General features: G+C 40.5%; 11 protein-coding genes. 7 read left to right on the top strand and 4 right to left on the bottom strand.

Annotation, left to right across the window (positions count from 1 at the left end; genetic code table 11):
- Positions 1 to 35: 35 nt before the first annotated feature.
- From HX129_RS10545 to HX129_RS10515, 7 genes are all read left to right on the top strand, one after another.
- Positions 36 to 1,415: an AAA family ATPase gene (locus tag HX129_RS10545; RefSeq protein ID WP_286436176.1), complete on the top strand. Its 1,380-nt coding sequence runs from the start codon at positions 36 to 38 to the stop codon at positions 1,413 to 1,415.
- A 428-nt stretch (positions 1,416 to 1,843) separates the two neighbouring features.
- Positions 1,844 to 4,681 carry a monovalent cation/H+ antiporter subunit A gene (locus HX129_RS10540; RefSeq protein ID WP_286434626.1) on the top strand — a complete coding sequence of 946 codons (2,838 nt, stop codon included), beginning with the start codon at positions 1,844 to 1,846 and terminating at the stop codon, positions 4,679 to 4,681.
- 3 nt (positions 4,682 to 4,684) lie between these two features.
- A complete protein-coding gene (locus tag HX129_RS10535) occupies positions 4,685 to 5,050 on the top strand; it encodes a Na+/H+ antiporter subunit C (protein ID WP_130074439.1) in 366 nt (121 codons plus the stop codon).
- On the top strand, positions 5,047 to 6,855 hold the full coding sequence (locus HX129_RS10530; RefSeq protein ID WP_286434655.1) for a monovalent cation/H+ antiporter subunit D: 1,809 nt from the start codon (positions 5,047 to 5,049) through the stop codon (positions 6,853 to 6,855). The genes HX129_RS10535 and HX129_RS10530 overlap by 4 nt, the downstream gene beginning before the upstream one ends.
- Positions 6,856 to 7,380 carry a Na+/H+ antiporter subunit E gene (locus HX129_RS10525; RefSeq protein ID WP_130074437.1) on the top strand — a complete coding sequence of 175 codons (525 nt, stop codon included), beginning with the start codon at positions 6,856 to 6,858 and terminating at the stop codon, positions 7,378 to 7,380.
- Positions 7,377 to 7,652 (top strand): monovalent cation/H+ antiporter subunit F, encoded by a 276-nt coding sequence (locus tag HX129_RS10520; protein WP_286434625.1) that lies wholly within the window; start codon positions 7,377 to 7,379, stop codon positions 7,650 to 7,652. Before HX129_RS10525 ends, HX129_RS10520 begins: the two co-directional genes overlap by 4 nt.
- A gap of 21 nt (positions 7,653 to 7,673) precedes the next feature.
- Positions 7,674 to 8,054, top strand: coding sequence for a Na+/H+ antiporter subunit G (locus HX129_RS10515; RefSeq protein ID WP_130074527.1), 381 nt, complete (start codon positions 7,674 to 7,676; stop codon positions 8,052 to 8,054).
- Between the two features lie 43 nt (positions 8,055 to 8,097).
- Here the strand turns inward: HX129_RS10515 and HX129_RS10510 are convergent, their stop codons facing one another.
- From HX129_RS10510 to HX129_RS10495, 4 genes are all read right to left on the bottom strand, one after another.
- A complete protein-coding gene (locus tag HX129_RS10510) occupies positions 8,098 to 8,988 on the bottom strand; it encodes a metal-dependent hydrolase (RefSeq protein WP_130074435.1) in 891 nt (296 codons plus the stop codon).
- 294 nt (positions 8,989 to 9,282) lie between these two features.
- On the bottom strand, positions 9,283 to 10,704 hold the full coding sequence (locus HX129_RS10505; protein WP_130074434.1) for a glutamate synthase small subunit GltD family protein: 1,422 nt from the start codon (positions 10,702 to 10,704) through the stop codon (positions 9,283 to 9,285).
- A gap of 72 nt (positions 10,705 to 10,776) precedes the next feature.
- Complete coding sequence (gltB, locus tag HX129_RS10500) at positions 10,777 to 15,252, bottom strand: glutamate synthase large subunit (RefSeq protein WP_286434624.1); 4,476 nt, start codon at positions 15,250 to 15,252, stop codon at positions 10,777 to 10,779.
- A gap of 421 nt (positions 15,253 to 15,673) precedes the next feature.
- Complete coding sequence (locus tag HX129_RS10495; protein WP_174493483.1) at positions 15,674 to 16,543, bottom strand: hypothetical protein; 870 nt, start codon at positions 16,541 to 16,543, stop codon at positions 15,674 to 15,676.
- Positions 16,544 to 16,554 lie beyond the last annotated feature (11 nt).

Genomic DNA, 16,554 nt, shown 5'->3' with positions numbered 1-16,554 from the left:
GTTTTAAAACTCAAGTAAATATTTGCAGGTATATTATGAAACTTCTCTCGATCCATCTGCGCCACGTCTATCATTTTGCAGATTTAAAATTAGAGTTGCGTCCTACACAGCAGCCCATCACCTTGATTTTAGGTGCCCAAGCCTCGGGTAAAACTGCCATTTTAAAAAATATTTATCAGTCTTTAACTTGGTTTGCAGCCCGTTTTAAAGATCTACGCACACCAGGTGTGGTCATGCTGGATCAAGACATTATGCAAAATCGTTTGCAGTCCAAACTTGAGGTGTCTATCAAATTTCCGACTGAATTAGGTATATTGCCTGAAAGCAACAACTCACCAGAACAAGACCCTTCAATTTGCACATGGCAGCTCTATAAAACCTTAAATGCAAATGGTGTTGGCATCAGTCGTCCTGAATTGCAACAACTTGAACAATTGGTCGGTTTATATTTAAAAGCCATTCACCAAGATCCATTACAAGGTTTACCTTTAATTGCGTATTACCCTGCTGAGCGTTTTATTAATGAAATTAATTTACTCAGCAAAAACAATCCTGCGGTGATGCAAACCACGGCTGCTTATGAATTAACGCCCATTCCTTTTACCACTTTTACACGCTTTTTTGAGTGGTTTAGAGAAATCAGCGATATTGAAAATGCACAATCAGCACAATTATTTCAAAAAATTCTCAATGAAAATACACAGGCTAATCCAACTCAAGATAACCAATTAAATTCAGATTTTCAGAATGCCCTGTTCCAAGCCCGCAGCCACTTACACTCACCCAGCTTACAAGCTTTAAAAAATAGCCTGAATACCGTTATTCCTGAACTCAGTGATATTTTCATTGAATATAAGCCTAAATTACAGTTAATGGTCACTTATAAAAATCAAACTCAAAATTTTCAACAACTTTCCAGCAGCATTAAAAATTGGATCGCTTTAGTAGGAGATATCGTAAGACGTTTATGTTTGCTCAATCCTTTGAGTTTATACCCATGTTTAGAAGGCGATGGTATTTTATTAATTGATCATATAGATGCTGAACTTGACCAAGATCATGCACAAATGATTTTGCAGCGTTTACATCAAGCTTTTCCAGAAATTCAGATTATTGCCAGTACTTTGCATGAGAAATTCTTTGAACCTACTGAAAATATACAACTTTTCCAACTGAATCAGCAAAGAATTCAAGAAATTAAACTCCAAGAATACCATGCAAATTTAGCACAGCTTTATGAAGATCTACAGGATCAAATACCCAACCACACGAACACAGAGATCATGTCTGAACCCGTTTCAGCAGTCGACCAATTGTTTGCACAATTTCAAAAAATGTCGGCACAAGAACAGCAACAATTACGTGAATTATTACATATTGATGATGATCACACCTCGCTCAAGCCCGTACTGTAATAAAGCGCGTTTATACTCTAAATATCAAAAAAGAGGTTGATTTCTCAAATCGTGAATATGCTATAAACGATATACTGCTTAGAAAAATCGAGGTACTTTGCGTCGCTCTTTCTACCTCAACCTTACTGGGTGTTTTTCATACAAAATAAATGTCGTATAAGACGTATAATCATTACTCTTTGTGCAAAAACTGACAAAATAAATTGATGTTGAACTAGCCATGTAATAAGATAAAAAATCAATATGAATTAAATTTTTCAATTCATATTGATTTTTCAATCGTTTTATCAAGTTGTGCAACATAGCTTATTTTTTTGTTTTTTTACAATATTTCGGCTTTCAAGATTTAAGTCATTGGATGGTTCTTTGCTTTCCTCAAATCCTTGAAAGATAAAATTCACGATAGGTTCCATGACCTATTCACGACAATGGATATACGTGTGCTACCGATTATCATATTGCTACCGTTAATACTCGGCACCACCCTTGTCTCATGGCTGAAAAATGTCTCACGTGAGGCTACAGCTTTAGGGGCAATTGGAGTCAGTTCAACTAGTTTCATCTTGTTACTGACTCAAGCAAAGCAAGTCTTTCAAGGGGCTGTAATTTCTCAAAGTTGGCCATGGTTGCCACAAGTTGGAATTGATTTAAGTTTTCGCCTCGATGCGCTCGGTTTGATTTTCGCCCTGCTGATTACAGGCATCGGTACACTGATTTATATTTATGCCTATTTCTATCTCAGTGCTAAAAACTCTCTCAGTAAACTGTATTTTTTACTCATGCTGTTTATGGCAGCAATGTTGGGCATTTCTCTCTCCAATAATCTCATTATTCTCTTGATATTTTGGGAGCTAACCAGTATCTCCTCATTTTTATTGGTCGGTTACTGGAGTAATTATGAGGCAGCACAACGTGGCTCACGTATGGCCTTGACCATTACAGGCATGGGTGGTCTAGCTATGTTAGGTGGGTTTGTGTTACTAGGGCAAGTCACCCAAACCTATCAAATTGACCAAATTTTAACGATGACAGATACCATTCAAAATAGTCATCTGTTTGTACCCATTTTATTCCTGATTTTATTGGGTGCTTTTACCAAAAGTGCGCAATTCCCGTTCCATTTTTGGTTGCCTAATGCAATGGCAGCACCAACGCCTGTCTCTGCTTATCTGCATTCGGCAACGATGGTTAAAGCAGGGATTTTCCTATTAGCACGTCTATTACCGATTTTTGTGGGTTCAGCTTTATTTCATAATATTGTGACCACGATTGGTCTATTTACGCTCTGCATGGCTGCATTTTTTGCCATTTTCAAAGAAGATTTAAAAGGCTTATTGGCATATTCCACCATCAGTCATCTCGGCTTGATCGTATGTTTATTGGGAATCGGTTCTCCGCTTGCCGTGGCTGCTGCTATTTTTCATATCATTAATCATGCAACCTTTAAAGCAGCATTGTTCATGATTGCAGGTATTATTGATCATGAGTCTGGTACACGAGATTTAAGAAAACTCAGTGGTTTATGGCAACTCTTGCCCTTCACAGGGACCTTAACCATGATCACTGCTGCTTCAATGGCAGGTGTTCCATTGACCAATGGTTTCTTGTCTAAAGAAATGTTCTTTACTGAACTATTGGCAAACTTGTCAGGAACATACGTTGTTTTTGCAGCAATTGTCGCAACATTAGCAGGCTTGTTTGCTGTGGCATATTCTACGCGTTTGGTACACGGCGTATTTTTCGATGGTGGTTTGGGCAAAGATGTTCCCAATAAAGATGCACATGAACCCCCAATTGGCATGCGTCTACCCGCCATTCTGTTAGCTATTTTATGTATTGCAGTGGGCGTATTGCCAGCGCTCTTGGTTGAAAATATTGTCAATGCGGGTACACGTTCGAGTACACAATTAGCCGATTTTACAGGGGTGCATTTAGCGATTTGGCATGGTTTTAATTTGCCTTTACTCATGAGTGCCATTGCCTTAGTCGGTGGTGTAATCTTCTATTTTACTTTGGCAAAAGGCAGCCGTATCCGTGACATTGACCTAGATCCCAAGCTTGGCCCCTTACAAGGTTATTTAATCTTTGAAAATTTCCTTAAATATTTATTACGTTTTGCACAAAAACTGAAACGCTCCACTGAAACAGGTTCGTTGCAAACGTATTTATTTTGGATTGTGGCATTTAGTCTTGTTTTGGTTGCCACACCAATGCTTAACCAAGGGCTGAGTACAGGCACACGTGAACTCACGCATGCTCCATTTATTGCCATCGTTTTATGGCTGATCCTGTTCTCTGGTTGTTGGATGATGCTATGGTTTCACCATGAGCGTATCAAAGCCGTTTTGATCAGTGGTGCTGTTGGCTTAGTCGTGACGATGGTTTTTGTTACCATGTCTGCACCCGATTTAGCACTAACGCAAATCACGGTTGATGTCGTGACTACAGTATTGCTGCTGATGAGTTTATCGTTATTGCCACAACTCACCCCGTATGAATCAAGTCGTACTCGTCGTTGGCGCGATGCCATTTTGGCGATTGGTGGTGGTTTTGGTATCGGCTGGATTGCTTGGTTAATTCTGACCCGTGATCATAATTCGATTTCTTGGTTCTTTGCACAGCAATCTATTCCTTTAGGCGGTGGCTCAAATATCGTGAATGTGATCTTGGTCGACTTCCGTGGCTTCGATACCTTTGGTGAAATTACCGTGCTTGGTATTGCAGCCATCGGTGCACTTTGTCTGATGGATGGTATGCGTGCGCATGGTACAACGATGACGCAAGGTCTAACCTTCCGTTTCAATCCTTCACCCTTGATGTTTCGTATGACGGCATCATGGGTACTGCCATTGGCATTGGTGGTCAGCCTATATATTTTTCTACGTGGACACAATTTACCAGGGGGTGGATTTATTGCTGGCTTAATTACCTCTATGGCATTGGTCATTCAATACATCGGTTTAGGTCAAGACAAAGCTGAACAACTCTTACGTGCAAAATCAGGTCGTTTGTATGAAATTTGGATTGGTGCGGGTTTAACTATCGCAGGTTTAACAGGTCTCGCAGCATGGTTCTGGGGACGTCCGTTCCTGACCAGTGCGCATATCTATGTGGAAACCAGTATTTTTGGAAAATTCCATCTCGCATCCGCAGCGGCATTTGACTTAGGCGTATATATCTGTGTGGTTGGCGCAACAATGTTGCTCATTTCAGTGCTGGGCGACTCTCGACATTCGAGTCTGTCTGGCCCTGTACCTAAGGAGTAACTCATGATCAGTCTAGAATTTTTACTCGCTTCAGCCATCGGTTTATTGGTGGCAACAGGAATTTACTTACTGCTTCGTGCACGTACATTTCCCGTGGTATTGGGTTTAGCCATGATCGGCTATGCAGTCAATTTATTCTTATTTGCAATGGGGCGAATCAATATCAATGCACCTGCTGTACTCACTGATGCAAGTAAAGTCACAGATCCTTTACCACAAGCGTTAGTGTTAACCGCAATTGTAATTGGTTTTGCCACAACTGCATATATTGTGCAACTGGCATTACGCAGTCGCTATGAGTCAGGGACAGATCATGTGGACTCCAAAGATGAGCCGAGCAACTTTGACTCTCGTGAGGATGCACCATAATGAATTTTCTTGATTTTTGGCTGTCTCACACGCCTATTTTCAGTATTTTAATTCCTGCCTTTACAGGTTTTATTCTCATTTTACTGGGTAATCCAGGTTCAGGTTCATTAGCAAATGACTGGCGTCAACCGTGGCGACGGAGTATTAGTTTAATTTCCGCTGTTCTCGGTTTTGTTACAGCACTTTACTATCTCTACCAAGCCAATACTGGGCAGATTTTTGTGTATCAGCTCAGTGAATGGTCAGCACCTTTCGGCATTGTACTGGTTTTAGATCGCTTATCTGCACTGATGTTAGTACTCACCTATGCACTTGCTACACCACTGCTTTGGTTTGCCAGTAAAGAATGGGATGAACGTGGACGTTATTTCCATGCCATGTCACATCTGCTTCTTATGGGGGTATGTGGAGCGTTCTTAACAGGCGATTTATTTAACTTATTCGTCTTTTTTGAAATTTTATTAATGGCATCTTATGTCTTGTTGTTGCATGGACAAGGCAAAGCACGCTTCCAACTCGGTATTCATTACGTCACGATTAATCTTTTAGCTTCAGCTCTGTTCCTTATTGGCTTGGGCATGATCTACGGTAGTGTCGGCACTCTAAATATGACTGATGTGGCACGTATTATTCCAACCTTAGAAAATGATCAGCATACGCTCGCTGTTGCAGGTGGATTACTACTATTTGTGGTCTTTGGTATCAAAGCAGCAATGTTACCTGTAGGTTTTTGGCTACCGAAAACCTATGCCGTTGCTGCAACCCCTGTCGCAGCACTGTTTACCATCATGACCAAAGTCGGAATTTATTCGATTTTAAGGGTCAATGGAACAGTCTTTCAGGATACATGGGGACAGCAAATTTTCAGCAACTATTTGTTGATTATTGGTTTAGTCACCTCTTTATATGGTGCAATCGCGGCGATTGGTACTGAACGTTTAAGACGTTTTGTTGGCTTTATGATTTTGTCTTCAGTCGGGACTATTTTGGTTGCGATTGCATTATTAAATGAACAGGCATGGTCAGCAGGTTTGTATTACATGGTGCACAGTACCATTATTGCGGCATCATTCTATTTACTCTGTGGTTGGATCACGTCACAACGTGGCATATTCAAAGACCACCTCAAAGTTGCACCTAAAATGAAGCAAGAAAAAGCCGTTTCAATCAGCTTTTTTATCATTGCTTTAATGATGGCAGGTTTACCGCCATTTAGTGGTTTTTTAGGTAAGGTTTTGATTTTGCAAGCGACTGCAGACTCAGCATATCAATCATGGATCATTATTATTGTTTTATTGGTCAGTTTACTCAGTATCATCGCATTTACCCGTGCTGGCTTTATACTGTTTTGGCGTGCAACAAAACCTGAAGATAATCCCAAAGAAGAAGCCTTTGCTGCTTATCAGCAATTACCTGAAAAATCACCTGCACGAAATGATAAAACCATTTACATTTTATTATTTGGTTTGATCATGTATGTGGTCTGTGCTCAACCGCTTGTACATTATTTAGAATTAACATCGAAACAGTTAAAAGATACCCAACTGTATCAAAAAATGATTTTAAAAACAGATGCTGACCATAATGTCATTAGTGTACAACCCTTTGATCCAAACTACTTACCAGAAACGAAATATGGGGGTGAAAGCCCTGATGCCAATGCTCATCTGATTCCTTATATTGTTTCGCCAAAAACCATGCAAGGCGAGCATATTTCTGAGTTTAAACAACGCCAAATTCAACAGCAAGGACATGAGTTAACCCCTATTGATGACAATAAACTAAAACCGATGGAGGAACAATAAATGGACAATAAAGTTTCATTCCTTGACCGTTATTTTCCTCATCCTTTTATCTCAATAATCGTGGCTTTAAGTTGGCTCATGCTGGGACATAGCTTTGAGTTATTTGATATTTTTTGCGCTTTAATTTTAGGGATCATCATTCCTAAACTGCTTCAACCTTTTGTTGTACGCACACCTAATATTCACTGGACTTTGGCAGCTAAACTATTTTTTGTCGTACTGTGGGATATTATTATTTCTAATATCCGTGTTGCTAAACAAGTACTTGGTCCAACAAAAAATTTACATCCCAAATGGTATCGGGTGCCTTTAGAAACTGATCATGAACATGTCAATACCTTACTGGCCATGATTATTACCACCACTCCAGGCACTGTCACAGCAGGGATCGACCAAGAACGTGGTGATATATTGGTACATTCGTTGAGTTCAGATGATCCTGAAGCGGAAATTCAAGACATTAAAGCTCGTTATGAAGCCCCTCTGATTGCCATTTTTAATGCAACACAAGGAGATGATGCATGATCATTTTGCCTTATGCTTTAGGAATTTGCTTATTGGCATTGACCATCTCAATGCTATTTTGCCTCTATCGTTTAATCATCGGACCTTCGATCGTTGACCGTTTATTGGCGCTTGATACCTTATTTTTAAATGCCACTTGTCTGGTGGTCTTGCTTGGCATCTATTGGGCAAGCACCAATTTATTTGAAGGGGCATTATTGGTTGCAATGCTTGGTTTTGTTTCAACTGCAGCATTAGCACGTTACTTCACCACTGGTCATGTGATCGATTAGGAGCAAAAAATGGAAATCAATATGCAACTGATCATGGAAATTATTGTTTCATTCTTCCTAATTGTAGGTGCATTCTTCCTGCTAGTCGGTGGCATTGGGATGGTGAAACTGCCCGATTTATTTATGCGCCTGCATGCACCAACTAAATCGAGTACTTTGGGTTTAGGAAGCTTTTTATTGGCTGCGATGATCTATGCAGCTTTTCAAGGTCGTTTTGGATTTGCAGAATTGCTCATCACTTTATTTGCATTTATCACAGCACCTGTATCTGCAAATTTAATTGCACAGGCCGCGATTCACCTACGTTTACGCTCCACCTCAGGTGATGTACCCGAAGCGCTTGACCGCCCTTTACCTTGGCAGCGTCAACGTAAACTTAAACAGTTTGATGATGAAATTTAACTCAAAAGCCAATGATCGACATTGGCTTTTTTATATCAAAGCATTAACTATATAGAGCTGGATGAGCATCTTCTTGGAAGCTTTCCATGCCATAATCATCTGCTAACTTTTCTTTCCAATACGCCACGATTTTTGAATAATCAATTTCATCAGGATGAAAATCTGCTTTGTAATATGACAAATATTCAGGAATTAATGAAATCAACATTTTGGAAATCATATATACACCAAAAAGATTTTGTGGCACTTTAGGTAAGCTTTTCTTCCAATCTTGCATAAATAAACGCGTTGCAGAATAAAACGTCAAACTTGCAAAACCTGTCGTGACATTGCGCATTACACGGCGACGTACTTGATCATCATGGTAAATCGCTTGATACACATCAAAAGCCACTGCACGATGTTCAATTTCCTCAATTGCATGCCATACCCACAGTTTAATTGCATCGTCATCTAAGGTTTGCAGCACTTCAGGATGACGTAAAATATACCCCCCCAAGAGTGCCGTAAAATGTTCAAAAGCAGCCGTTACCGCAAGTTGTAACTTTGGATGCACGCTCTTAATAAAAGCATCACGACGACCTAACCAAGCTTGAAAACTATCTAAGTTATAGTCATCACGACGCCAAGCATCATTAAAATCAGCATGGGCTTTAGAATGCATCGCCTCTTGACCAATAAACGCCGCAATCTGTGCTTGTAATTTTTCATCCGTGATTTTGTCACGCACATTCCGCACGCTATGAACAAAGAATTGTTCACCAATTGGAAATGTTGAAGACAATGCTGTCAATAAATGTGACATCACTGGAGAATTCGCAAAAAAATGTCTGCGAATATTTTTCGGATTAAAGCTAGGTTTACGTACTTTAATCCCAATCGCTTTTGGGCGGTTTAAATATGATTTTTCTTTCGCCACTTGTGCAACTGTCATCGGGATAATCCTACATTTGTTGGAATTTAAATCTATACTGACAGATCATTCAAAATTGTATATTGCCAAAATTATCACACAATTGGCATAAACGTTAATTGAGTCATTTCAGCCAATTTAACCGCAGAACACTGGTTATAAATAAAATCATAAACCATTGAATATAAAAATGAATAATAAAAAATAAATCACATATATTTTTTTACATTTTACCCTGTATTTCATCATAAAAACAAAACCCGCATGACTGCGGGCTTTGGAAATGGGTCTTTGAATTTTAGACGTATCATCCAATCAAACGTCAAGGTAATCCAAAATACCTTCTGCTGCCTGACGACCTTCCCAGATAGCAGTCACTACCAAGTCAGAGCCACGCACCATATCGCCACCCGCAAAAATTTTCGGATTAGATGTTTGGAATTTATATTCTTGTTTCTCAGCGGCAACAACACGCCCAGAACCGTCAAGGTTAATATTTGCATCTGCAAACCAATCTGCTGGACTCGTACGGAAACCAAATGCCAATAAAACTGAATCAGCTGGTAAAACTTCTTCAGAACCTGGAATTGGCTCAGGGCTACGACGACCACGACTGTCCGGTTGACCCAATTGAGTCGTAACAAATTTAACACCTGTTACTTTTCCATTTTCACCAACAATTTCAATCGGTTGACGGTTAAATTGAAATTCCACACCTTCTTCACGTGCATTTTTTACTTCACGACGTGAACCCGGCATGTTTTCTTCGTCACGGCGATATGCACAAGTCACAGAAGTTGCACCTTGACGAATTGAAGTACGGTTACAGTCCATCGCAGTATCACCACCACCAAGAACGATCACCTTTTTACCTTCAACACTGATGTATTCAGACGGATCTTTTTCCCAACCTTGGGTGCGGTTCACATTCGCAATGAGGAAATCAAGTGCATCGACCACACCATCTAAATCTTCACCTGCAAAACCACCTTTCATGTAAGTGTATGTTCCCATACCCATAAAGACTGCATCATAGTCAGCAAGTAACTGATCAATGGTCACATCCGTGCCAATTTCAGTATTTAAACGGAATTCAACGCCCATACCTGAGAAAATCTCACGGCGACGTTTCATTACATCTTTTTCCATTTTAAATTCAGGAATACCAAAAGTGAGCAAACCGCCAATTTCAGGGCGCTTGTCGAATACAACAGGCTTAACACCATTACGCACTAAAATATCTGCACAACCTAAGCCTGCTGGACCTGCACCAATGATGGCAACTTTTTTATTGGTCCATTTCACAGATGACATATCTGGACGCCAGCCGAGTGCAAACGCCGTATCATTAATATATTTTTCAGCATTACCAATCGTCACTGCACCAAAACCGTCATTTAGGGTACATGCTCCTTCGCATAAACGGTCTTGTGGACATACACGACCACACACTTCAGGCAAAGTATTGGTTTGATGGCAAAGCTCTGCCGCTTGGAAAATGCGACCTTCTGCAATCAGTTTCAACCAGTTTGGAATGTAGTTATGTACTGGACATTTCCATTCGCAATATGGATTACCACAACCTAAACAACGGTGGGTCTGATTTGCTGCCACTTCGGCTGTAAAAGGTTTATAAATTTCCACAAACTCTGCTTTGCGGACATTGAGATCTTTTTTCTCAGGGTCTTGGCGTGCGACATCCAGAAATTGAAAGTCATTATTTAGGCGCTCAGCCATGTCTCTCTCCGTGGGTAGGCACAAACAGTGGATTGATCTGTTGTGCCTGCCTATGTATCAGCAGTAGTAGAATTATTGTGGATCAGCTTTGGTTGTTTTTAATAAGGTCTGTAAATTTGCAGCCTTTGGTTTAACCAACCAGAATTTACGACTGTAAAAATCAAACTCATTACGAATTTTATACGCCCAAGCACTACCTGTTTCAGCAATATGTTCATCCAAAATACGAAGTAAGAATTCTTGATGTTCTTCCATCGCTTCTGTAGAAATACGGTTCAATTCGATAAGTTCATGGTTATAGTAATCAACAAAGTCATTATCTAAGTCAAGTACATAAGCAAAACCACCTGTCATCCCTGCACCAAAGTTGTGTCCAACTTTGCCCAGTACTGTTACGATCCCGCCTGTCATGTATTCACAACAATGGTCGCCTGCACCTTCAATTACTGCAAACGCACCAGAGTTACGTACCGCAAAACGTTCACCTGCTGTACCTGCTGCAAACAACTTACCGCCTGTTGCACCATAAAGACAAGTATTACCAATAATCGCGGTTTCTTGAGTTTGGAAAGGTGAGCCTTTTGGTGGGAAAATTGAGACACGACCACCCGCCATGCCTTTACCCACATAGTCATTCGCATCGCCTTCAAGGCTGATATGCAAACCACCCGCGTTCCACACACCCAAAGACTGACCTGCTGTACCCGTCAAATTCACTTTAACAGGATGATTTTCCATGCTTAAGTTACCATAACGTTTCGCAATTTCACCTGAAATACGTGCACCGATTGAACGATCACAGTTACCGACAGTAAAGTGATATTCACCGCCTGTACCTGCTTCAATCGCAGGCAACATTTCTGCCACCATTTTCTCTGCAAGAACACCTTTATCAAATGGTGCATTGCCTTGAACTTGACAATATTGCGCTTTACCTTCGGCAGCAGGATGCGATTCTAACAACGCACTTAAGTCAAGGTTGGCATGTTTTTCAGTTTCACCTGGTAACATTTCAAGTAAATCAGTACGACCAATCAAGTCTTTTAAACTTGCAACACCAAGTGCTGCCAACCATTCACGTGTTTCTTCGGCAATGAAGTGGAAGAAGTTAATCAACATTTCCGGTTCACCAATGTAGTGTTCCTGACGTAAATGATCTTGTTGAGTTGCAACACCTGTTGCACAGTTATTTAAATGGCAAATACGAAGATATTTACAACCCAAAGCAATCATTGGTGTAGAACCAAAGCCAAAGCTTTCAGCACCGAGAATGGCAGCTTTAACCACGTCTAGCCCTGTTTTTAGACCACCATCGGTTTGTACACGCACTTTACCACGGAGATCATTCACGCGAAGCGCTTGGTGAGCTTCTGAAAGACCTAACTCCCAAGGTGAACCTGCATGGTGAATCGAAGAAAGTGGAGATGCTGCTGTACCGCCGTCATAACCTGAAATGGTAATAAAATCAGCATAAGCTTTGGCAACACCTGCGGCAATCGTACCGACACCTGGCTCAGATACCAATTTTACCGATACCATCGCTTGAGGATTGACCTGTTTTAAGTCAAAGATCAATTGTGATAAATCTTCAATTGAATAAATATCATGGTGTGGTGGTGGAGAAATAAGCGTTACACCTGGTACAGAATAACGTAAACGTGCAATTAAGCCATTCACTTTACCACCCGGCAACTGACCACCCTCACCCGGTTTTGCACCTTGCGCCACTTTAATCTGTAAAACTTCAGCAGATGTTAAATAGGCAGGCGTTACACCAAAACGACCTGATGCAATTTGTTTGATTTTCGAGTTACGAATCGTGCCATAACGTGCAGGATCTTCACCGCCCTCACCTGAGTTTGAACGACCACCAATGGTGTTCATGGCAATTGCAATCGCTTCATGTGCTTCAGGAGACAATGCGCCCAATGACATGCCTGCTGAGTCAAAACGTGGCAGAATTTCTTCAACCGACTCAACCGCTTCCAATGGAATGGAGTTATCAGTTTTGAGTTTTAATAAATCACGAATGGTTGCAATTGGACGTGTATTTACAAGCTCTGCATATTCTTTAAAGTCAGCATAATTGCCTGAACGCACTGATTTATGTAAGGCATTGATTACGTCAGGATTAAAGGCATGGTATTCCTTGTCGAAGACGAATTTCAACAAACCACCCTGCTCGATTGGTTTACGTGATTTCCACGCTGTCTCTGCCAATTTTTTCAAATCATTTTCAAGGTCAACAAAAGTTGCACCTTTAATACGGCTTGGTACACCTGTGAAGCATTTATTAACCACTTCTTCAGATAAACCAACGGCTTCAAACAACTGACCACCACGGTAAGAGGCAACAGTCGAAATCCCCATTTTCGAAAGAACTTTCAATAAGCCTTTTTCAATGCCTTTACGGAAGTTGGCTTGTGCATGGATTGGATCGCCCAATAACTCACCTTTTGCGATCAAATCATTGATCACGTCATACGCTAAGTATGGATAAATCGCAGTCGCACCAAAACCAAGGATTACCGCAAATTGATGCGCATCACGTGCCAATGCAGTTTCAACAATAATGTTGGCATCGGTACGTAAACCCACTTCAATTAAATAATGATGAATCGCACCTGTCACCATCGCAGCATTGGCAGGCAAGAAACCTTCACGGATTTTTTTGTCCGAAATCACCAATAATGTTTTGCCATCACGAATCGCCTGAGCTGCCTCGCTACAAATACGCGTAATTGCTGCTTCCAAACCTTCGTTTTCAGCATAGTTCAAATCGATGTCTGCAATTTCATATCCCTTACGACCAAGGGTACGAATTTGGTGCATTTTTGAATTAGATAATACAGGGCTTGAAATAATCAAACGGTCTGCATGCTCAGGACCTTGTTCAAAGACATTTTGTTCACGACCTAAACAAGTTTCGAGTGACATGACAATTGATTCACGTAACGGATCAATTGGTGGATTGGTCACTTGGGCAAACTGTTGACGGAAATAATCTGTCACATGGCGAACTTGACGTGACAATACAGCCATCGGTGTATCATCACCCATCGAGCCAACAGCCTCTTGACCACTTTCAGCGATTGGGCGAAGCAATTGATCACGTTCTTCAAAGGTCACCATAAACATTTTTTGTGCCGATTTTAAAGCATCGCCTTTCAAACCTTGGTCACATAAATACTCTTCAAGCTCAGGGCTACCTTGTACACGTACTGAATTTTCACGTAACCATTCACGGTATGGACGCATTTTTTTCAGGTGGTTGCTGACATCTTTAGTATCAAGCATTTTACCTGTAAAAGTATCAACAACTAAAATTTGACCTGGTCCCACACGACCTTTAGACACTACATCTTCAGGTTCATAACCCCAAACCCCAATTTCTGATGCAAGTGTGATATAGCCATTTTTAGTAATCACCCAACGTGCTGGTCGTAAACCATTACGGTCAAGCATACAAATTGCATGACGACCGTCTTGAATAACCAGACCTGCAGGACCATCCCAAGCTTCCATATGCTTAGAGTTAAACTCATAGAATGCACGTAAGTCAGCATCTAGAGTTTCCACGTTTTGCCAAGCTGGTGGGACTAACATACGTAATGCACGGAACAAGTCCATACCACCACCGACCAAGATCTCAAGCATATTATCCATACTTGAAGAATCCGAACCTGTACGGTTTACAATCGGATTTAAATCAGTTAAGCCTGGTAATAATGGATTTTCGAATTTCGGGGTACGTGCTGCAGCCCAATTGCGGTTTGCAGTAATGGTGTTGATTTCACCATTGTGTGCCAAATAACGGAATGGCTGTGCCAATGGCCAACGTGGCAATGTATTGGTAGAGAAGCGTTGGTGAAACACTACGATATGCGAATCTAAACGCTCATCCGCAAGGTCAGTATAAAAGTCTGCAATATATGCAGGCATCATCAAACCTTTATAGCTGATCACTGTAGAACATAATGTAGTGACATAAAAATATGGATCATTCGTGATTTTTTGTTCAGCACGACGACGTGCCATAAATAACTTACGGTTAAATTCCGCTTCAGTCACACCCATTGGGCAATTGACAAAAATTTGTTCAAATGCAGGTAAAGACTGCATTGCGATCGAACCAAGTGCATCATTATTAGTTGGAACGACACGCCAACCAATCACACGACAACCTTCTTCTTCGATTTCTTTGGTCAGTACTTGTTTTGCATGTGCTGCTAAAGCAGGATCTAAATTTAAAAAGACGGTTCCGACCGCAAAAATTTCACTCAGGGTAATATCACTGATTTTTTTTGCTTCTTCACGAAAAAATGCTTTTGGCATCGCTAAGAGTAAGCCACAACCATCACCGGTCTTACCATCTGCAGCAATACCACCACGATGCGTCATACAACTTAAACTATGAATTGCGGTCTTGACGAGGTCATGACTTGCATCACCCTGCATATGGGCGATCAAACCGAAACCACAGTTATCTTTAAACTCATCCGGTTGGTATAAACCTTGAGCGGGAGCTACAGTATTAGGCGATGGCATGTGCATAGCGTACCCTTCTTTTAACAAAGGCCCATAAGGGCAAAAATCTAATATATAAAACCAGTGAGAGTATTGACTAATCATTAGTAATACACTTTCGGTTCTCACTACTCCAGTTCGTTTTGAATTAAATTGCAAATAGTTTTTACTTGTTCACTCTGCACTTATTTAAAGCAATCCAACTGGTTTCAAGCATCAATTGATTTAATCAGTTTGCGCCAAAATAGGGACAACTTCATCAATCAATGCACCAATAAAGCAATAAATATGCCAAAACCTATTTTTATTCACCATTTAATGCAAATCTAATAAAAATAAAGCTTCTTTTCAATATTTATTCTTTATTTCTTTTATACATCATTGCACCATTCTTGTGCAAATGCTTTTATTTAGCCCCAAATTCGCTCTATTTTAGTACCATTCAGTTAAATGGGTCACTAATTTCCTGCGTAGTTGGTTTTCGTTCTATTGTTGGTGCAGTTGTTGTATTCGTTGTAGGCGTTGTGGTTGTCATTGGCCGCTTTTGCTCTGTAGCTGCTGGATCTTTATTTACTGGAGCTGTAGAGGGTGTCGAAGTTGTAGGTGCGACTGTTTTGGTTGTACTAGAAGAAGATGGCGCAACAGGCTTAGGCTGTGCCAACAAAGACTCATCAATAATAGGTAATGCAGCAGGTCTTAAGTTGATATTATAAAGTTTATTTCCACCCAACATTTCCTCTGAACCCAAATCATTGACCAAACTTGCATATTGCTCCAAACCAACTACTTGCGGTTGAATCGTATTTGGTAATTTTAATGTGGTTAGTTGTTGTAATGCTGCTTTGGCTTGATCATCATTTTTATAAACACCATATGCCATGACATATTGTTCAGCTTGATCTTCAGCACTTAAACGAAAATAAATCAAATTTTTACGGTCTGCTTGCTTCAATAAAAAACCACGAATCACATCTTCATTCGATGATTTAAACAATTCAATAATATAATTTTTCTTATTTTCCTCAAAAAATTTAGTCCCACGAAACTCAGGCTCATGATTACCTGAAGCAACCACTCGCGTGGTCATTTCAAGTGGGCGGACTTCATCCATTAATGCACCAAGATGGGTCGTTGCAGCAACTTTCTCAGGTTGGATTTGAACTTGAGTTTCCTCAATTGGATTACTGACTTCAACCAACTCTTTGGTATCCGTCATGGCCCAAAAAATCAGTGCAGCAACAAAGCACAGCAATCCCATTATTAACCAAATATAGTGTTGAATATTCTGCCAATTTAAACGAATTGCTGCCATTGCCTGAACCT

Origin of the sequence: Acinetobacter sp. 251-1, assembly GCF_030329305.1 — a bacterium.
Taxonomy (GTDB): Bacteria; Pseudomonadota; Gammaproteobacteria; order Pseudomonadales; family Moraxellaceae; genus Acinetobacter; species Acinetobacter piscicola_A.
This window is presented reverse-complemented; position numbering and strand designations above follow the sequence as displayed.